The sequence below is a fragment of the Microbacterium sp. No. 7 genome, from assembly GCF_001314225.1.
GTDB lineage: Bacteria > Actinomycetota > Actinomycetes > Actinomycetales > Microbacteriaceae > Microbacterium.
The window spans coordinates 929,014-945,906 of the sequence record NZ_CP012697.1; the positions used below are offsets into that span (position 1 = coordinate 929,014).

Annotated in this window: 15 protein-coding genes and 1 tRNA gene; 6 read left to right on the top strand and 10 right to left on the bottom strand. The window is 73.8% G+C overall.

The annotated features are described in order from the left end of the window. Window positions 1-276 precede the first annotated feature (276 nt). Genes AOA12_RS04150 through AOA12_RS04165 form a run of 4 tightly spaced genes read right to left on the bottom strand, consistent with a single transcriptional unit; the run spans window position 277 to window position 4,240 of the window. On the bottom strand, window positions 277-1,035 hold the full coding sequence (locus AOA12_RS04150) for a YcnI family copper-binding membrane protein (protein ID WP_054680574.1): 759 nt from the start codon (window positions 1,033-1,035) through the stop codon (window positions 277-279). After that, the gene (locus tag AOA12_RS04155; protein WP_054680577.1) at window positions 1,032-1,880 is read right to left on the bottom strand and encodes an ABC transporter ATP-binding protein; all 849 of its coding nucleotides are present in this window, start codon (window positions 1,878-1,880) and stop codon (window positions 1,032-1,034) included. The genes AOA12_RS04150 and AOA12_RS04155 overlap by 4 nt, the downstream gene beginning before the upstream one ends. Next, window positions 1,874-2,986: an ABC transporter permease gene (locus AOA12_RS04160; protein ID WP_054680580.1), complete on the bottom strand. Its 1,113-nt coding sequence runs from the start codon at window positions 2,984-2,986 to the stop codon at window positions 1,874-1,876. The genes AOA12_RS04155 and AOA12_RS04160 overlap by 7 nt, the downstream gene beginning before the upstream one ends. Window positions 2,987-3,034: 48 nt before the next feature. Then, on the bottom strand, window positions 3,035-4,240 hold the full coding sequence (locus AOA12_RS04165) for an ABC transporter substrate-binding protein (RefSeq protein ID WP_082405916.1): 1,206 nt from the start codon (window positions 4,238-4,240) through the stop codon (window positions 3,035-3,037). Between the two features lie 280 nt (window positions 4,241-4,520). On the opposite strand from AOA12_RS04165, the gene AOA12_RS04170 reads away from it, so the two are divergent. Next, window positions 4,521-5,513: a PLP-dependent cysteine synthase family protein gene (locus AOA12_RS04170; RefSeq protein ID WP_054680587.1), complete on the top strand. Its 993-nt coding sequence runs from the start codon at window positions 4,521-4,523 to the stop codon at window positions 5,511-5,513. A 141-nt stretch (window positions 5,514-5,654) separates the two neighbouring features. On the opposite strand, the gene AOA12_RS04175 is transcribed toward AOA12_RS04170, so the two are convergent. Together AOA12_RS04175 and AOA12_RS04180 are read right to left on the bottom strand one after the other, a co-directional pair. After that, the gene (locus AOA12_RS04175) at window positions 5,655-6,959 is read right to left on the bottom strand and encodes an NtaA/DmoA family FMN-dependent monooxygenase (protein ID WP_054680590.1); all 1,305 of its coding nucleotides are present in this window, start codon (window positions 6,957-6,959) and stop codon (window positions 5,655-5,657) included. After that, complete coding sequence (locus tag AOA12_RS04180; RefSeq protein ID WP_054686780.1) at window positions 6,956-8,017, bottom strand: LLM class flavin-dependent oxidoreductase; 1,062 nt, start codon at window positions 8,015-8,017, stop codon at window positions 6,956-6,958. The genes AOA12_RS04175 and AOA12_RS04180 overlap by 4 nt, the downstream gene beginning before the upstream one ends. A gap of 271 nt (window positions 8,018-8,288) precedes the next feature. On the opposite strand from AOA12_RS04180, the gene AOA12_RS04185 reads away from it, so the two are divergent. Then, complete coding sequence (locus AOA12_RS04185) at window positions 8,289-8,840, top strand: GNAT family N-acetyltransferase (RefSeq protein WP_082405917.1); 552 nt, start codon at window positions 8,289-8,291, stop codon at window positions 8,838-8,840. After that, window positions 8,837-9,940 carry an LLM class flavin-dependent oxidoreductase gene (locus tag AOA12_RS04190; protein ID WP_054680593.1) on the top strand — a complete coding sequence of 368 codons (1,104 nt, stop codon included), beginning with the start codon at window positions 8,837-8,839 and terminating at the stop codon, window positions 9,938-9,940. The genes AOA12_RS04185 and AOA12_RS04190 overlap by 4 nt, the downstream gene beginning before the upstream one ends. Before the next feature lie 197 nt (window positions 9,941-10,137). Here the strand turns inward: AOA12_RS04190 and AOA12_RS22975 are convergent. From AOA12_RS22975 to AOA12_RS04205, 4 genes are all read right to left on the bottom strand, one after another. Next, a tRNA-Met gene (locus AOA12_RS22975) sits at window positions 10,138-10,213 on the bottom strand. A gap of 84 nt (window positions 10,214-10,297) precedes the next feature. After that, window positions 10,298-10,690 carry a YccF domain-containing protein gene (locus tag AOA12_RS04195; protein ID WP_054680597.1) on the bottom strand — a complete coding sequence of 131 codons (393 nt, stop codon included), beginning with the start codon at window positions 10,688-10,690 and terminating at the stop codon, window positions 10,298-10,300. 335 nt (window positions 10,691-11,025) lie between these two features. After that, complete coding sequence (locus AOA12_RS23815; RefSeq protein ID WP_082405919.1) at window positions 11,026-11,619, bottom strand: hypothetical protein; 594 nt, start codon at window positions 11,617-11,619, stop codon at window positions 11,026-11,028. Continuing rightward, on the bottom strand, window positions 11,616-13,307 hold the full coding sequence (locus AOA12_RS04205; RefSeq protein ID WP_054680600.1) for a PspC domain-containing protein: 1,692 nt from the start codon (window positions 13,305-13,307) through the stop codon (window positions 11,616-11,618). The genes AOA12_RS23815 and AOA12_RS04205 overlap by 4 nt, the downstream gene beginning before the upstream one ends. Before the next feature lie 114 nt (window positions 13,308-13,421). Here AOA12_RS04205 and AOA12_RS04210 point away from each other — a divergent pair, with 114 nt between their 5' ends. The 3 genes from AOA12_RS04210 to ligD all read left to right on the top strand — a co-directional run bounded on the left by AOA12_RS04210 (window position 13,422) and on the right by ligD (window position 16,844). Next, on the top strand, window positions 13,422-14,783 hold the full coding sequence (locus tag AOA12_RS04210; RefSeq protein ID WP_054680603.1) for an ATP-binding protein: 1,362 nt from the start codon (window positions 13,422-13,424) through the stop codon (window positions 14,781-14,783). Further along, window positions 14,780-15,442 carry a LuxR C-terminal-related transcriptional regulator gene (locus AOA12_RS04215; protein WP_054680606.1) on the top strand — a complete coding sequence of 221 codons (663 nt, stop codon included), beginning with the start codon at window positions 14,780-14,782 and terminating at the stop codon, window positions 15,440-15,442. Before AOA12_RS04210 ends, AOA12_RS04215 begins: the two co-directional genes overlap by 4 nt. 373 nt (window positions 15,443-15,815) lie before the next feature. Beyond that, window positions 15,816-16,844, top strand: coding sequence for a non-homologous end-joining DNA ligase (gene ligD / locus AOA12_RS04220; protein WP_054680610.1), 1,029 nt, complete (start codon window positions 15,816-15,818; stop codon window positions 16,842-16,844). Window positions 16,845-16,893: the final 49 nt, after the last annotated feature.

A 16,893-nucleotide genomic window follows, 5' to 3' on the forward strand; every position in this document is an offset into this window, starting at 1 on the left:
CCTTCCCGCCCTGCTCGACCGCGGCATCCGTCCTCGCCTCCTCACCGCTCCTCACCGCTCAACCGCGGCATTGTGCGGGTCCTCGCCGCTGCGACCCGCACAATGCCGCGGTCGAACGCACGGGCACGTGCGCCCGACCTCGCCCGGTGCGCCCCGCATCCCTGGTGCCTTCGGCTGAACCGCGGCATTGTGCGGGTCCTTGGCGCCGTGACCCGCATAATGCCGCGGTCGAAGGCGCGTGCGCGGTCGAACGCGCGTGCCGCGGCGCCGTGCGCCTCATGCCCGCGGGCGGCGCAGCACCGACACCACCGAGACGACGAGCGCGAGGCCCGCGGCGACCAGGGCCGCGATCGCGAGGCCCGTCACGGGCGCGCCGCCGGCGTCCCCGCCTGCGGAGCCCGCCCCTGCGGCGTCCCCGCCCGCGGAGCCCGTGCCCGCGGCGTCCGCGTGCCCGGCATCCCCCTCCGCGTCGCCCGCGGCGCCGCCGTGCCCGTCGCCCGTCGCCGGCGCGATCTCCAGTCGCGGAGCCGGCAGCTTCGCCTCGGTGCCGGCCGCGGCCTGCTCGACCCAGCCGACCTCCCGGCCGTCGGAATAGGTCTGCACCGTCGGGAAGAACAGCACGTCGACGTCGGGCAGCGGCCCCACCGAGACCGAGAACTCGCCGAACTCCTGGGGCCCCAGCCCCCCGTCGGTCGCGGTCCAGACGATCTCGGTGACCGCGTGCGTCACCGTGCCGCCGTGCGGTCCGTCGACGGGCTCGGGCAGCTCGGTCTCCACGAGCTGCGCCGACCATCCCGGCACGGGCTTCACGCGCACCGACAGCAGCGGCGTGTCGGTGGGCAGATGCACGTGCAGCCCCACGGTGCTCTCGGTGTCCGACTCGGTCGGCGCGCGGAACGTCAGCACCGTGTAGCCGCCGGCCTCCGCTGCCGGGGCCCCGACGGTCACGTGCGCGTGCGCGGCCGGTGCGGCGACGACGAGCAGGGCGAGCGCGCCGACGATCCCGGCGGCGGCGAGGCCGAGAAGACGTCTCATGAGGTGGCTCCGTTCAGCAGCCCCGCGGCCGCCTCTCGATCGGCGTCCAGCTGCGCGAGGATGCGCTCGCGCAGCCGGATGAAAGCGGGCGACGACTGGTCGCGGTGGCGCTCGAGGTCGACGTCGATGACGTCGCGCACGCGTGCCGGACGCGGCGAGAACACGACGATGCGATCGGCGAGCACGAGCGCCTCGGTCACGTCGTGCGTCACGAGCACCGCCGTGAACCGGCGCTTCTCCCACAGCGACAGCAGCTCGCCCTGGAGGATGCGACGGGTGAGCGAGTCGAGCTTGCCGAGCGGCTCGTCGAGCAGCAGCACCGACGGGTCGTTCACGAGCGCGCGGGCGAGCGCGGTGCGCTGCGCCATGCCGCCCGACAGCTGCGACGGCCACGCGCCGGCGAACTCCGTGAGGCCGACGAGCTCGAGCGCCTCGTCGACGCGCGCCGTCGACTGCTTCAGGATGCCGCGGGCCTGCGGCCCCAGCGCGACGTTCTGCCGCACGGTGCGCCAGGGCAGCAGCGTGGGGTCCTGGAACACGAGCGCGCGGCTCGGATCGGGCGCGGTGACGGGCTGCCCGTCGACGTACACGTCGCCGAACAGGGGCCGGTCGAGGCCCGCGAGCAGGCGCAGCAGCGTCGACTTGCCGCTGCCGCTCGGGCCGACGAGCGCGATGAACTCGCCGGGTCGGGCCGAGATGGACACGTCGTCGAGCACGAGCAGGTCGGTGCCGCCGCTGCGGAACGCCTGCGTCGCGCCGACGACGTCGATCGCGGCGCCCGTCGCGGTCGACGTGCCCGTGCTCGTCGCGGCGTCCGCCGCCGCGGCATCCGTCGTGGTCACCATCGGGTCAGCTCCTTCTCCCAGCGCAGCACGTAGTTGCGGATGCGGAACAGCAGGGTCAGTGCGAGGCCGCAGACGACGATGAGCACGATGATGCCCGCGTACAGCCCCGGGAAGTCGCCGAAGCTCTTCTTCCAGTTCAGGAAGTAGCCGAGGCCCGAGTTGACGCCGAAGTTCTCGGCCACGACGAGCGTCGCGAAGGCCGAGCCGAGCGCCATGAACGCGCCCGTGAAGATGCTCGGCAGCGCCGCGGGCAGGCTCACGCGGAACACGAGGAACCAGCTGCCGGCGCCGAGCGTCTGCGCGACGTCGAAGTACGAGCGCGGCGCGCTCAGGATGCCGGCACGGGTGAGCACCGTGATCGGGAACCACACGCTCAGCGCGATCATGAACACCGCGCCGGCGAACGAGCTCGGCGACAGCACGAACACGATCGGCACCCACGCGAGCGCCGGCACGGGGCCGATGAAGACGAGGATCGGGTGCACCCAGTAGTTGGCGACCTGGTACCAGCCGATCACGACGCCCGTCGCGAGACCCGCGATCAGACCCACGACGAAGCCGGTCGACAGCAGCAGCAGCGAGTTGCCGAGGCTGTGGCCGAGGATGCCGCGCGAGTCCCACAGCCGCTCCAGGATCTCCTGCGGGGCGATGAGGTACGGCGGCGAGAAGAGCAGCGTCTTCGACGTGCTGAAGATCCAGAACAGGAAGAAGACGCCCGAGCCCAGCAGCCAGGCGGCGCCGTGCGCGACGCGCTCGTACGTCCACGCGCCGACCCGGCCGTGCGTGCGCGACAGGGCCCACAGCACGGCCCAGGTCGCGGCGACGAGTAGGGCGATGACGATCGACGCGGGGTTCGCGCGGTCGATGTACTGGGCGTCGCGCAGCGGCAGCTGCGGATGGTCGGGCACGAACGCCGAGACGGCGGCGACCGCGACCCACGACAGGATGCCGAGGCTCACGACGAGCGGGTTGACGGTGACCGGATGCGTGACCTTCTGCAGGGCCGCGCGGATGCGCTCCCGCCGCTCGTCCGCGGCATCCGGCTCGGGCGCACGCGCCGCCGCCGTGGCGGCGGTCGCGTGCGCGACGGTGAGGGTGTCGGACATGGTGTCTCCTGGTGCCTTCCTCTGGCTTCCGTGCGGGCCGGAGCCGGGCTAGAACGTCAGGCCGAGGTCGACGTACACCTGGTCGGCGAGCGCCTGCGCGTCGGTCTCGGCGGGCAGGAAGCCGGTCTTGATGTACTTCTCGATGCCGGGCTTCAGCACCTCGTTGAGCGCCTTCGACGACGGCGTGAACGTGAGCGTCTCGAGGATCGGGATGATCTCGTCGGGCGTGCCGGCGACGTACTCCTTGCCCGAGAGCAGGTCGGCGGTCTCCTGCAGGTGGCTGCCCGCCCAGCGCGATCCCTCGGCCCACACGGTGACGAGCTTCGCGGCCGTCACGGGGTCCTCGCTGATGAACGTGTTGTTGAGCACGACGGCGCAGCAGGGCTGGTCGGAGTTGGGGCTCAGGCCGTTGTTGTTGGAGAGCTCGGTGGCCCATCCCTCCGTGACGCCCTCGATGATCGGCAGGTAGCCGCCGCCGGTCGCGATGGCATCCACCTTCTTGCTCTTCAGCGCCTCGGGCAGCAGCGGCTGCTCGATGACGACCCACTCGACCTCGCCGGCCTCGGGGCTGGAGTTGATGCCCGCGTCGAGCAGGTCGAGCGAGAAGAAGTTCGTCGCCGAGCCCTGCAGGCTGCTCACGCCGATGCGCTTGCCCTTGAGGTCGGCGACCTTCTTCACGGGACCGTCGGTGAGGGTGTAGAGGTCGAGACAGCCGTAGTGCAGGCCGCCCGAGAGCTTGACGGGCGTGCCGTTGTAGATGGGGCCGAGGTAGTTGAAGAAGATGCCGTTCGAGGCGACGTACTTGCCCGAGCCGACGGCCTCGACGACGTTCTCGCCGTCGCCCGTCTTCTTGAGCACGACGTTGAGCCCGGCCTTCTCGAAGAGGCCGTTCTCGTAGGCGATGACGAGCGGGGCCTCGCACACCCCGCTGGGCGAGGTGAGCAGCAGCTCGCGATCGGCCCACGAGTTGGTCACGGTGAGGCCGTTCGCGGTCGTGGTCCCTCGGTTCTGGCTCTGCAGGAACCACCAGGTGCCGAAGCCGCCCGCGGCCACGACGGCGGCGCCGACGCCGATGCCCGTGAGCAGGCCGCGGCGCGACAGGCCCTTCGGCGCGTCGGCGTCGGTCGCGACGGGCGCCTGCACGCGCGCGCCGCTGGGCAGGGTCGTCTCGGATGCGGCGCCCTCGGGGGCGGCCGGGGTCGTGCCCTCGGGGGCGGCGGGCTCGGGTGTCGTGTTGTCGGGGGTGTCGGACATGGTTCGGATCTCCTGTGCGCGGGATGACGTTGCGGTGCTGCGCGGTCTGACGAGGCCGCGTGCTCACGCTAGGAACCGGGGGCCGCGGCGCCGGCGCAGGCCGTAAGGCGCTCACACACGACGTCATCCGCCGTCACATGTGACGGTGCGAGACGACGTGTGTCCGTGCGTGTCCGTGACGGATGCCGGCCTGCACGCGGCCGCCGGCGGGCTGCCTAGGGTGGCGGCATCCCCGGCCCGCTCTGCGCACCCGGGTCGCGAACCATGAAGGAGCATCGCCATGTCCACTGCCTTCGTCGAGGCGGGCGTCGCCCGTGCCGTCGCCCGCGACATCACCGACGTGATCGGCGGCACGCCGCTCATCGAGCTCGGCAACTACTCCCGTTCCCGCGGCCTCGGCGCGCGGCTGCTCGGCAAGGCCGAGTTCGTCAACCCGGTCGGCAGCGTGAAGGACCGCATCGCGTGGGCGATCGTCCGCGACGCCGAGGAGCAGGGGCTGCTGAGCCGCGGTGACCTCATCGTCGACGTGACGAGCGGCAACACCGGCATCGCCCTCGCGGCGATCGCGGCGAGCCGCGGATACCGCACGAAGTTCTATCTCGGCGACAACACGTCGCCCGACAAGCGGCGCATCCTGGAGGCGCTGGGCGCCGAGCTCGTGACGATCCCGAACAGCCTGTTCCTCGACCCCGACGCGCTCGTGACGCTCTTCGAGCAGGTCGAGGCCGAGAACCCGGGCGCGTTCATCGCCAACCAGCTCGGCAACCCCGCCAACCCGCGGGCGCACTACGAGACGACGGGGCCGGAGATCTGGCGCGACACCGAGGGCTCCGTCGACGTGCTCGTCGCGGGCGTCGGCACGGGCGGCACCGCGTCGGGCGCGGGCCGGTTCCTCAAGGAGCAGAAGCCGGGCCTCCGCGTCGTGATCGCGGAGCCGGGCGACCTGTCGATCCCCTCGGAGGAGGAGGTGTACCCCGACGAGATCGACGGCGTGCACAAGGTCGAGGGCATCGAGGAGGACCGGCTGCCCCCGAACTACGACGTGACGATCGCCGACGAGATCGTGCAGGTCGAGGCGGCGCAGGCCTACGAGACCTCGCGGGCGCTGCTGCGCGAGGACGGCCTGCTCGTGGGGCCGTCGGCGGGCGCCGCGGTGTGGGTCGCGACGCGCCTCGCCGAGCGCCCCGAGCTCGCGGGCACGACGATCGTCGCCGTGCTCCCCGACACGGGCGAGCGCTACCTCTCCGCCGGCGTCTTCGCCCCGCGCGCGTAGCGCCGCGTCGGCGCGAAGCCCGGCAACGGAAGCTCAACCGCGGCATTGTGCGGGTGTCGGAAGCGACGACCCGCACAATGCCGCGGTTGAACCGGCGGCGAGGTGCGCTAGGCGGTGAGGCGCGGTAGGCGGTGAGGCGCGCTAGGCGGCGCTGGCGGCGGATGCCGCGGACGACAGCGTGGGGAGGCCGAGGTTCTCGCGCAGGGTGGTGCCGGGGTAGGCGTCGGGGTAGACGCCGCGCTCCTGCAGCTCGGGGACGAGGCCGTCGACGATGTCGTCGAGGCCCGACGGCACGAGGTACGGCGACACGTTGAACCCGTCGACGGCGCCCGCGTCGACGTAGCGCACGAGCAGGTCGGCGACCGTGCCGAAGCCGCCCACGATCGTGCGCCGACCGGAGTGGCGGATCACGAACTCGCGGATCGACAGGCCCTCGGCATCCGCCAGCCCGCGCCACTCGTCGGCCGTCTCCTTCGCGCGGCGGCCCTGGAACGCCGAGCCGCGCCGGCCGTCGACCTCCGCGACCGTCGGGTCGAACCGCGGCAGCGGGCCGTCGGGGTCGTGGTCGGACAGATCGCGGCCCCAGATCGGCTCGAGGTAGCGCAGCGCGGTCTGCGGCGACACCTGGGCGTGCGTCACCCACTCCGCCTTCTCCTCGGCCTCGGCGTCGGTCGGCGCCAGGATGAACTGCTGGCCGGGGAAGAACTTGAGCGCGTCGCGGCGGCGTCCGTGGCGCGCGAGGCGCCCCCGCACGTCGGCCGCGAACGACGCCGCGTCGTCGAGGCCGGGGTGCGCCGAGAAGATGACGTCGGCGGTGGATGCCGCGAACTCGCGCCCCTCGTCGGAGTCGCCCGCCTGGAACAGCACGGGCCGCCCCTGCGGGCTCGCGGGCAGCGGCGCGGGGCCGGAGAGCGACACGAGGTCGCCGTCGACCGTCACGGGCGTGCCGGCGTCGGCATCCCACAGTCGCTGCGCCGCCGCGACGACCTGCGCCGCGCGGCGATAGCGGTCGGCGTGGTCGAGGTAGCCGCCGCGGCGGAAGTTCTCGCCCGTCCAGGCGTTGTCGGTGGTCACGACGTTCCATCCCGCGCGCCCCTCGCTGAGCAGGTCGAGCGAGCTCAGCCGCCGCGCGAGGTCGTAGGGATCGTTGTAGGTCGTGTTCTGCGTCGCGACCAGGCCGATGCGCTCGGTGACCGCGGCGAGCGCCGCGAGCTGCGTCTGCGCGTCGGGCCGGCCGGCGATGTCGAGCTCGTGGACGCGGCCGAAGTGCTCCCGCAGGCGCAGGCCCTCGCCGAGGAAGAACGCCGAGAACAGGCCGCGCTCGGCCGTCTGCGCGATGCGGCGGAACGACTCGAAGTCGTACTGCGAGCCGCTCTCGTCGTGCGACCAGATCGTGCCGAAGTTGACGCCCTGGAAGAACACCCCAAACTGGATGCGACGGGTCATGCGGCGCTCCCCTCCTGTGCCGTGTAGCGGTTCTGCGGACGCGCGAGACCGAGCGTCTCGCGCAGGGTCGCGCCGGGGCGCGGCGATGCGAAGCCGATCGTGCGGCGCAGCGGGGGCAGCAGCGCGCGGCCCAGCTCCTCGAGGTCGACGTCGACCTCGGCGGGCAGCAGGCGGATGCCGTCGACCTCGGCCGACAGGCGCGTGACGAGCGCCGCGAGTCCCGCGGCGTCGCCGACGTGGCGCAGCCGGCCGGTGCGGTCCCATGCGCGGATCGCGTCGAGGGCGCGCACGCGCTCGGCCGCCGGCACGCCGCGCGCGTCGAGCGCGACCTCGATCTCGGCCCACACGAGCGCCGCGCCGCGCCCGCGGGCGTCGCGCGCGGCGGAGGCCGTGGCATCCTCGTCGGCGCCGGAGACGAGCGCCACGTCGGCACCGGCATCCGTGCCGTGCGCGAGCACGGGCAGCTGCCCCTGCGGCGGACGCGGCGTGATGAGCGGGCCCTTCACGGAGTATCCGCGGCCGGCGAAGTCGACGTAGTGCAGCCGGTCGGCGTCGAGGTAGCGGCCGGTCGGCACGTCGCGGATCACGGCGTCGTCCTGCCATGAGTCCCACAGCCGGCGGGCGACCTCGATCGCGTCGACGAGCTCGTTCGCGACCTCGTCGGGCGTGCGCACGGGGGCGCCGAACGCGGCCGCCTCGCGCGGCGACGAGGACGCCGCGGCGATCCAGCCGGCGCGCCCCTGCGAGAGCCAGTCGAGGCTCGCGAGCTGCGTCGTCACGTGGAACGGCTCGCTGTGGACGACGTGCGCGACGGGGATGAGACCCAGGCCGCCCGTGTGCGGGGCGACGAAGGCGGCGCGCTGCACGGCGTCGAGCCGGGCCGGTCCGTCGAGCACGGGCGCGTCGGCGAACGTCGCCGCCGTGAGCCCGAGCGCCTCGGCGATGCGGGCCAGCGCCGCCCAGCGGCGCGGCGAGAGCGGATCGGACGCGGGGCGCGCGCCGGGGTGCGATCCGGCGCCGTCGAGCTCGACCGCGATCGCGAAGGGATGACGTGACATGCCGCCACGGTAGATCGGCTCGCGCGCGGCGGCGACCTGTGCGACGCCGCATTCCACGGTGTGACGGGGTATGACCGCCCCGCGCGCACCGCCCCCCGCGAATCCCTAGCGTCGTGCCTGCCGGCTCGCGCCCAGCTTGCCCCCCACAGCTTCAGGGCTTCAACCGCGGCAAACGGCGGCTTCGCGGAGCGATGACTCGCACAGTGCCGCGGTTGAACGTGTTCAGCGGAGCCAGCGAAACCCCGAGGAAGAGACCTCCAGGAAGAAGAGGATGCCAGTGAGCGGTGTGGACAGTCGGGTCGCGCTCGTCGTGCGCACGGCGACGCCCGAGGAGCACGACCGGGTCGGCGAGCTGACCTTTCGCGGGTTCGGGCACGACGAGACCTCCCGGCCCGATCCCGCGCGCGAGGCGCTGCTGCGCGACGCCGCGGCGCGTGCCGCCGAGGGCGACCTGCTCGTCGCGGCCGACGGCGCCACGGGCGCGCTCGTCGGCACCGCGAGCCTGCTGCGCCCGGGCAGCCGCCTGAACCGCCAGGCGCGGGACGGCGAGGCCGAGCTGCGGCTGCTCGCCGTGCTGCCGCACGCGCGCCGCTCGGGCGCCGGATGGGCGCTCATGACCGAGGCGATCGCGCGGGCGCGCGCGTGGGGCGTGCCCGCGCTCGTGCTCGACACGGGCCCGACGAACCATGCCTCGCAGCGGCTCTACGACCGGCTCGGCTTCGTGCGCGTGCCCGAGCGCGAGACGCAGCCCGCCCTGCGCGGCGGGTTCCTCGCGGTCTTCCGGCATGACCTGGGCGCGATCGACGCCGGAGGCGCCTCGTGACCCGCGTCCCCCTGTCGGTGCTCGACCTCTCGCCGTTCGGCACCGGGTCGACGCCCGCCGACGGCCTGCGCGCCACGATCGCGCTCGCCGTCGAGACCGAGCGGCTGGGGTACCGGCGGTTCTGGCTCGCCGAGCACCACTTCAACCCCGGCGTCGCGGGCGCCGCGCCGCACACGCTGCTCGCGGCGATCGGAGCCGCCACCACCGGCATCCGCCTCGGCACGGCCGCGACGATCATCGGCAACTACGCGCCGGTGCAGGTCGCGGAGGCGTTCGGCGTGCTCGCCGCGCTCTTCCCCGGCCGCCTCGACCTCGGCATCGGCCGTTCCGGCGCCCCCGGCGCGGCGTCGACGCCGGCGGAGGCCGAGCCGGAGGTCGGAGACCGCGTCGTCGACGGCCTGCTGCTGCCGGCGCCGCGCCCCTTCGTCATCGATCCCGAGCGGTTCGCGCTGCGCTCCCGGCTGCTGCGGCGCAGCGACGGCGACGCCGACCGGTTCGCCGACGACGTCGCCGACATCCTCGCGTTCTTCGCGGGCACGTTCGTCGCCGAGGGCGAGCCGGTGCACGCGACGCCCGCGGGCGCCGCCGACCCCGAGGTGTGGATCCACGGCTCGACGGCGGGACCGAGCGCGCGGCTCGCGGGGGAGCGCGGGCTGCCATTCGGCGCGAACTACCACGTGTCGCCCGGACGGGTGCTCGACGCGCTCGCCGAGTACCGCGCGAGCTTCCGGCCGGGCCGGATCGCGGCGCCGCACACGATCGTCTCGGTCGACGTGCTGGTCGGCGAGACCGACGCCGAGGCCGAGCGGCTCGCCGCGGGCTTCGACCGATGGGTGCACAGCATCCGCTCGGGCGCCGGCGCGATCGTCTATCCCTCGCCCGACGAGGCCCGCGCCCGCCCGCTCGACGCGGCGACGCGCGAGAGCGTGCGCGACCGCGTCGACACGCGCTTCGTGGGGTCGCCGCAGACCGTCGTCGAGCGACTGCAGACGCTGCAGCGGGTCACCGGCGCCGACGAGCTGCTGGTCACGACGATCACGCACGATCCCGCCGACCGCGAGCGCTCCTACGGGCTGCTGGCCGCGGCGTGGGGGCTCTGACCCGCGTCGCGGCCTTCGGCGGGTCGGCGGGCTCGCCGAGGGGCCGTTCGTTCCCGAGGAGATCTCGCGTTCCCGAGGAGGGATGCCCGGCGCGCCGGCCCTCGGGAACGCTCTGCGCCTCGGGAAGGCCGGGCCCTTTCAGGCAAGGCCGGGCCTCACGGACGGATCGTCTCTTGCAGGCGGTGCTCGTCCTGACGTGGACGCGACGGCGGGAGTCGAACCCGCAACGCAACCGGTTATGAGCCGGTGCCCGGGACCGCCCGGATCGCCGCGATGTCCCCCACGCTAGCCCGGATCGCGCACGTGCGACCTGAGTGTGTCCTATGAAGTCGGGATGTGACGAAAGGAGCGCCCGCGTCAGCCTGCGAAGGCGCCGTCGCGGGTCGAGACGATCTCCTTGCCGAGGGGCATGAGCGAGATCGGAACCATCTTGAAGTCGGCGATCGCCATCGGGATGCCGATGATCGTGAGGCACAGCGCGATGCCCGACAGGATGTGCCCGAGCGCGAGCCACCAGCCCGCGAGGATCACCCACACGACGTTGCCGAGGAACGAGCCGACGCCGGCCGTCGGCTTGGGCACGATCGTGCGGCCGAACGGCCAGATCACGTAGTTCGCGGTGCGGAACGACGCGACCGCCCACGGGATCGTGATGATCGGGATGCACAGCAGCACGCCCGCCAGGACGTAGCCGAGGAACAGCCAGAACCCGGCGAAGATGATCCAGATGATGTTGAGCAGCGTGCGCATGCCTCATTGTCCCGCGCCGAGCTTCGAGAAGGGTGGATGCCGCGGCGCCGGCATCCACCTTCTGACTCTTCTCGGTTCTTCTCGGTCCTCGGGTTCTGGCGGTCTGCGGTTCGGGCGTTCGCGGGCTCGGGCGTTCGGGTTCGGCCGTTCGGGGGTCCGGCCGTTCACAATTCAGGAGATCCGGTCGTACGCTGCCGGTCGGGCCGCGGGATTCCGCGGACCGACGCCGCCGGTCCCGCAGATCTCCTGAATTGTGAACAGCGGAGGCGGCGCGGGACGGCGTTGCATGCCGGGGCGGCGGACACCCCGGGCGCTGGGGTCAGCGGATGCCGGGGTCAGCGGATGCCGGGGGCGCGGCGCGCGGCGAGGTGCTTCTGGGCGCGGCGGGCGAGGCCGACGAGGCCCGTCACGAGCACGAGGCCGCCGACCACGAGCAGGCCGTAGGCGGTGAGGCTCACGGGCTCGACCTGCTGCACCCATTCGCTCAGCCGGTCGATGGGGCGCGGCGCGTTCGCGAGCGCGAGGCCCGCGGCGGCGAGCACCGCGAAGACGAGGCCCCAGATGATGGCGGCCCAGCGTGTGCGGGGCCGCGAGAGCTCCGTCGCCGGCGCGGCGCCGTCGGCCGTGACCGTGGCATCCGGCATGATCCCGGCATACGACGTGACGGTGCCGTTCGGCATGAGGGTATCGTTCGGTGCGACCGTGGCGCGCGGGGCGGCGGCGATGTCGTGATCGACAACGACGGCGGTGCCGAGATCGAGGGTCTCTGCGTCATGACCGGCCGTGACGGCATCGGTGAGGTCGAGGGTCTCGGCCTGGTCCCGGTCGTCCGGCACGGTGGCGGCGAGCTCCCGGGTCTCGGCGTCGTCGCGGTCGTCGGGCGTGTGCGGACCCGTGTCGTCGGTCGCCGGCGGCTGGTCTGTCGTCATCGGACGCCTCCCTCGTTCTCGTCGACGGCGGCGCTGGGCGTCGCCACGGGCCGCGGGCGGATGCCGGCGCTGCCGCCCTCGTGATACGTGGCGGCCTCGTCGTCCGGCGGCCACAGCGAGATGTCGATGTACCCCGACGTCTGCTCGAGCACGATGCTCTGGGTCGTCGTGATGGGCGCGTCGTCGCGCCCCAGCGTTCCCGTGTAGCGCACGCGTCCGTCGGGGAGGCGGGTCGTCGTGATGCCGTCGAGGTCGCCGACGAACCAGTGCTGCTGCTCTCCGTCGACGTTCGCGACGACGACGCCGACCCACGCGTTGCGCGTCGTGATGTCGAGCACGACCTCTGCGCCGGCGTCGACGGAGACGCTGGTCGAGCCGTCCTGCTTGACGATGTGCCACGAGCCGTCGTCGCCGGTGTCGTCGACCAGGATCCACAGCGGTCCCCACGGCTGTCGCAGCGGCGCGTGCGCGGGATAGGCCTGCTCGGCGTGGTTGGAGAGGCCGTACCCCCAGACGTTGAGCGACTGCGCGACCGGCACGACGGTCGCCACGGCGCCGGCGACGAGCAGCAGCCCGGCCATGAACGCGAGGAACCCGCTGCGCCGGCGCGCGATGCCGGCCGCGATCATGCCGATCGCGACGATGAAGGCGGCGGTGAACAGCCCCACCGCGATCGCCAGGTCGAGCCGCTCGAAGAGGGCGGTGAGCGCCCCCGCGACGATCGCGACGCCGACGACCACGGCGACGTACGCGGCCGACGTGCGCGGATTGGTCAGCCGGCGCACGCGGCGATGCTCCGCGGCGGCGGCCGAGAACGCGGCCGACTGCTCGCGCCGCTCGGCCCGCGCCTGCTCGCGTGCGAGGCGGTCGGCGTCCTGCTGCCGGCGGCGCCACTCCTGCTCCTGCTCCTTCCACGCGGCGTGCTGCGCCCGCCACGCCGCGAGATCGTCGGACGACGCGTCGGCCGGCGGGGCGTCGGGCTCGCTCGCGGCGGGGGCGGCGTCGTCGGCGAGGAGGAGGGGGGAGGTGGATGCCGCGGCGAGCGCCCCGGCATCCACCTCGTCCGCCGCCGGACCCGAACCGGGGGCGGGGGGGACCGGGCCGGCCGGGGCCGCGGAAGCCTGTCGCGGATCGGACGGGCCCGGGGTGCGGCGCGTGGCGCGCACGATCAGGAAGAGCAGGAGCGCGATCGCGGCGATGCCGCCGACGACCGCGAGGAACGCGAGCACGGCCCACGTGCCCGACGACGGCGAGAAGCCGAGCATCGGCAGCCAGACGAAGAAGAACCCGCCCACGGGGACGAGGCCGAGGGCCATCGTCCCGGCGACGCCGAGCAGCGCGGGCTCGAACCGGCCGTGCAGGGCGCTGCGCAGGAGGATGCGGCCGTCGGGGTCGGGCAGGAGCGCCCAGGCGATCGCGTAGACGAAGAACATGGGCAGGCCGAACAGCGCCGCGACGACGAAGACGCCCCGCACGATGAGCGGGTCGATGCGCAGCCGCGCGGCGATGCCGCCGCACACGCCCGAGAGCCAGCCGTCGGCGCGCACGATGCCGCGGTCGGCGATCCACGCGAAGAAGCCGTCGGAGCGACGGGGCGCGGGGGCGCCCGGGGACGTCGCGGGGCCGGGGGCCGGGGGCGCGCCATGCCGCGGAGAGCCGGCATCCGTCGTCGGTCGAGCGATCGTCATGCATCGATCCTCGCGGAGGGCTCCGACATCTCGCGATGGGGTGGCACCCTGAGCCGACCCTGATTCTGCGCGGGCGGGATGCCGCGTGTCGGAGGCGGGTGATTGGATGGCGGCATGTCCTCTTTCGCGCCCGCCGCCGGGGCTGCGCCCGCCGCCGGCCACGCCGTGCCGAGGGCTGCGTCCGCCGTCACGCGGGATGCCGCGCCCGAGGCCGTGCGGGACCCGGCGCCCGCCGTGGCGCGGGATGCCGCGCCCGAGACGTCGGCGCGGGCCGATGACCTCCGCTCCGATGACCTCCGCTCCGACGAGCGGGCTCGTCCGCCGCTGCGCCGCCCGCGCGCGTGCGCCGTCACGGGCGTGTCCGCGGGCCTCGCGCGACACCTCGGCGCCCCGGTCTGGGCCGTGCGCGCGCTGTTCGTCGTGCTGGCGCCGTTCGGCGGCGCGGGGGTGCTGTTCTACCTGTGGTGCTGGGCGTTCATGCCCTGGGAGTCGGGCGACCCGGCGCCGACCCGGCGCGCGCCGGTCGCGTGGATGCTGCTCGTCGTGGCGCTGGCGACGTTCCTGCTGCCGATGCCGGCCTTCGGAGACCTGCTGTGGCGGCTGGGCTACGACGCGCCCAGCCAGGCGCTCGGCATCGTCGTCGCGGTCGTGCTCCCGTGCCTGGCCGCGACCGCCTCCGGTCTCTGGGCGGCCGTGATCGACCGTGCCGATCCCGCGCGCGGCCCGAGGCATGCGGCGATCGTGCGCGTCGTCGCGGTCGTGCTCCTGGCCGTGCAGCTCACGATCCTGATGCTCCTGCTGCAGGGCGGGGGCGGGATCGTCGGCATGCTGCTGCCCCTGCTGCCCCTCGGCGGCGTCGTCGTCGTGCTCTCCGCGTCGCTCGTGCGCCGCTGGCGCGAGCTGTCGGGCGAGCGCGTCAAGCGCATCCGCGAGGAGCAGCGGGCCGAGATGGCGGCGCACCTGCACGACTCCGTGCTGCAGACGCTCGCCCTCATCCAGAACCGGGCGGGCGCCTCGAGCGAGGCCGCGCGCCTGGCCCGCGCGCAGGAGCGCGAGCTGCGTGCCTGGCTCTACGACGGCGACGCGCCGGCCGACAGCGACCTCGCGACCGACCTGCGCGACTACGCCGGGGCGCTGGAGCTCGACTACCCCGTGCGCATCGAGGTCGTCTCGGCGGGCCTGTCGACCGAGCGGGCGAGCGGCGAGGTCGCCGCGGCGGCGCGCGAGGCGATGCTCAACGCCGCCCGTCACGCCGGCGGCGACGTGTCGGTGTACATCGAGGGCCGCGGCGACGGCGTCGAGGTCTTCGTCCGCGACCGCGGCGGCGGCTTCGACCCCGACGACCTGCCGAGCGACCGGCTGGGCGTGCGCGAGTCGATCGTCGGACGCATGCGCCGCGTCGGCGGCTCGGCGGAGATCCGCTCGGGGGCGAGCGGCACCGAGGTGCAGTTGCGGCTGATCGGGGGCGCGGCATGACCGGCATCCGCGTCGTCATCGTCGACGACCACTCCATCTTCCGCTCGGGCCTGCGGCACGATCTCGACGCGTCGATCGCGGTGGTCGGCGAGGCGGCCGACGTGCCCTCGGCGATCGAGGCGATCACGCGCGCGGCTCCCGACGTCGTGCTGCTCGACGTGCATCTGCCCGGCGGCTCGGGCACGGGCGGCGACGGCGCCGGCGGCGAAGAGGTGATCCGCGGCTGCGCGGGCGTGCCCACGCGCTTCCTCGCGCTGAGCGTGTCGGATGCCGCCGAAGACGTCGTGCGCGTCATCCGGGCCGGTGCGCGCGGCTACATCACGAAGGGCTCGTCCGGCGCCGAGGTCGCCCGCGCCGTGCACACCGTCGCCGAGGGGGATGCCGTGTTCTCGCCGCGGCTCGCGGGCTTCGTGCTCGACGCGTTCGGCGCCGTCGCGGGCGAGACCGCCGCCGGGGGCGACGAGCTCGACCGTCTCTCGGCCCGCGAGCAGGAGGTCATGCGGCTCATCGCCCGCGGCTACGCGTACAAGGAGGTAGCCGCGGAGCTGTTCATCTCGATCAAGACCGTCGAGACGCACGTGTCCGCCGTGCTGCGCAAGCTGCAGCTCTCGTCGCGGCACGAGCTCACCGTCTGGGCCTCCCAGCGCCGGCTCCTGTAGCCCTCGGCGGCCCACCCTCGGCGCGCCCCTCTCCCCGCGAGGGTGCCAGTTGTCTTCCCGAGGGTGCTCCTTGTTCTCGCGAGGGTGCCAGTTGTTCTCGCGAGGGTGCCAGTCGTTCTCCCGAGGGTGCTCCTTGTTCTCGCGAGGGTGCTCTGCATCTTGGCGAGGAGCTGTCGTCGGTCGCGCTGAGAAGGCGCTCCCATCGAGACAATCAGCACCCTCGACGAGACAATCAGCACCCTCGCGAAGATAACCAGCACCCTCGCGGAGATAACCAGCACCCTCGCGGAGATAACCAGCACCCCGGGGAGGCGAAGCCGCTGGGCGCGGCGCCCCACTGGTGGTGCGTCATACGGCGAAGTAGCGTCGGGGCATGGCATCCGAGCGCATCGTCGTCGCCGCGGGCGAGCACGAGGTCTCGCTGTCGAGCCCGGATCGCGTGATCTGGCCGGACGCCGGGATCACCAAGCGCGAGCTGGCCGAGTACGTGGTCGCCGTCGCGTCGCCGTTCCTGCGCGCGAACGGGCGCCGGCCGGTGTCGCTGGAGCGCTTCCCGGCCGGCGTCGACGGCGAGCGGTTCTTCTCGAAGAACCCTCCCCGGGGCGCGCCTGACTACGTCGGCGAGGTCATGGTGACCTACAACAGCGGACGCCGGCATCCGCAGGTCGTGCTGGAGAACGCGGCCGCGGTCGTCTGGGCGGTGCAGATGAACACCGTCGTCTTCCACCCCTGGGCCTCGCTCGCCGACGACGTCGATCATCCCGTCGAGCTGCGCATCGACCTCGACCCGCAGCCGGGAACGGGCTTCGCCGAGGCCGCCGCGGTCGCGCCGGTGGCGCGCGAGGTGCTCGCCGAGGCGGGCCTGACCGCGTTCCCGAAGACGAGCGGGAGCCGCGGCATCCATCTGTTCTGCCCGATCGTCCCGGCGCACGAGTTCCTCGACGTGCGACACGCCCTGATCGCCGCGGGGCGCGAGATCGAGCGGCGCATGCCCGACCGCGTCACCATGAGCTGGTGGAAGGAGGAGCGCGGCGCGCGCATCTTCATCGACTTCAACCAGGCGAGTCGCGATCGCACGATGGCCGGCGCCTACAGCCCGCGCCCGCTGCCGGGCGCGACCGTGTCGACGCCGATCACGTGGGACGAGCTGGATGCCGGCGTGGATCCCGGCGCGTTCACGGTGCGCACCGTGCCGCAGCGCCTCGCCGAGGTCGGCGACCCGTGGGAGCGGCTGGCCGCCGCCCCGGGACGCATCGACACCCTGCTGGAGTGGTGGCAGCGCGACCTCGACGCGGGCCTCGGCGAGCTGCCGTTCCCGCCCGACTTCCCCAAGATGCCGGGCGAGCCGCCGCGCGTGCAGCCCAGCCGCGCCCGCTCCTCCGAACGTCGCGACGGGGACTGACGCCGGCCACGGCGGAGAGGAGGCGCGGAGGCCGTGTCGGAGCCCGGGC

Excerpts from the sequence above, each read along its gene's own strand:
- AOA12_RS04195 (WP_054680597.1), bottom strand. The coding sequence starts at position 10,690 with ATGCGCACGCTGCTCAACATCATCTGGATCATCTTCGCCGGGTTCTGG.
- AOA12_RS04185 (WP_082405917.1), top strand. The coding sequence starts at position 8,289 with ATGCCAGTGAGCGGTGTGGACAGTCGGGTCGCGCTCGTCGTGCGCACG.
- AOA12_RS04175 (WP_054680590.1), bottom strand. The coding sequence starts at position 6,959 with ATGACCCGTCGCATCCAGTTTGGGGTGTTCTTCCAGGGCGTCAACTTC.
- AOA12_RS04180 (WP_054686780.1), bottom strand. The coding sequence starts at position 8,017 with ATGTCACGTCATCCCTTCGCGATCGCGGTCGAGCTCGACGGCGCCGGA.
- AOA12_RS04215 (WP_054680606.1), top strand. The coding sequence starts at position 14,780 with ATGACCGGCATCCGCGTCGTCATCGTCGACGACCACTCCATCTTCCGC.
- AOA12_RS04210 (WP_054680603.1), top strand. The coding sequence starts at position 13,422 with ATGTCCTCTTTCGCGCCCGCCGCCGGGGCTGCGCCCGCCGCCGGCCAC.
- AOA12_RS04165 (WP_082405916.1), bottom strand. The coding sequence starts at position 4,240 with ATGTCCGACACCCCCGACAACACGACACCCGAGCCCGCCGCCCCCGAG.
- AOA12_RS04160 (WP_054680580.1), bottom strand. The coding sequence starts at position 2,986 with ATGTCCGACACCCTCACCGTCGCGCACGCGACCGCCGCCACGGCGGCG.
- AOA12_RS04205 (WP_054680600.1), bottom strand. The coding sequence starts at position 13,307 with ATGACGATCGCTCGACCGACGACGGATGCCGGCTCTCCGCGGCATGGC.
- AOA12_RS04170 (WP_054680587.1), top strand. The coding sequence starts at position 4,521 with ATGTCCACTGCCTTCGTCGAGGCGGGCGTCGCCCGTGCCGTCGCCCGC.
- AOA12_RS23815 (WP_082405919.1), bottom strand. The coding sequence starts at position 11,619 with ATGACGACAGACCAGCCGCCGGCGACCGACGACACGGGTCCGCACACG.
- AOA12_RS04150 (WP_054680574.1), bottom strand. The coding sequence starts at position 1,035 with ATGAGACGTCTTCTCGGCCTCGCCGCCGCCGGGATCGTCGGCGCGCTC.
- AOA12_RS04155 (WP_054680577.1), bottom strand. The coding sequence starts at position 1,880 with ATGGTGACCACGACGGATGCCGCGGCGGCGGACGCCGCGACGAGCACG.
- ligD (WP_054680610.1), top strand. The coding sequence starts at position 15,816 with ATGGCATCCGAGCGCATCGTCGTCGCCGCGGGCGAGCACGAGGTCTCG.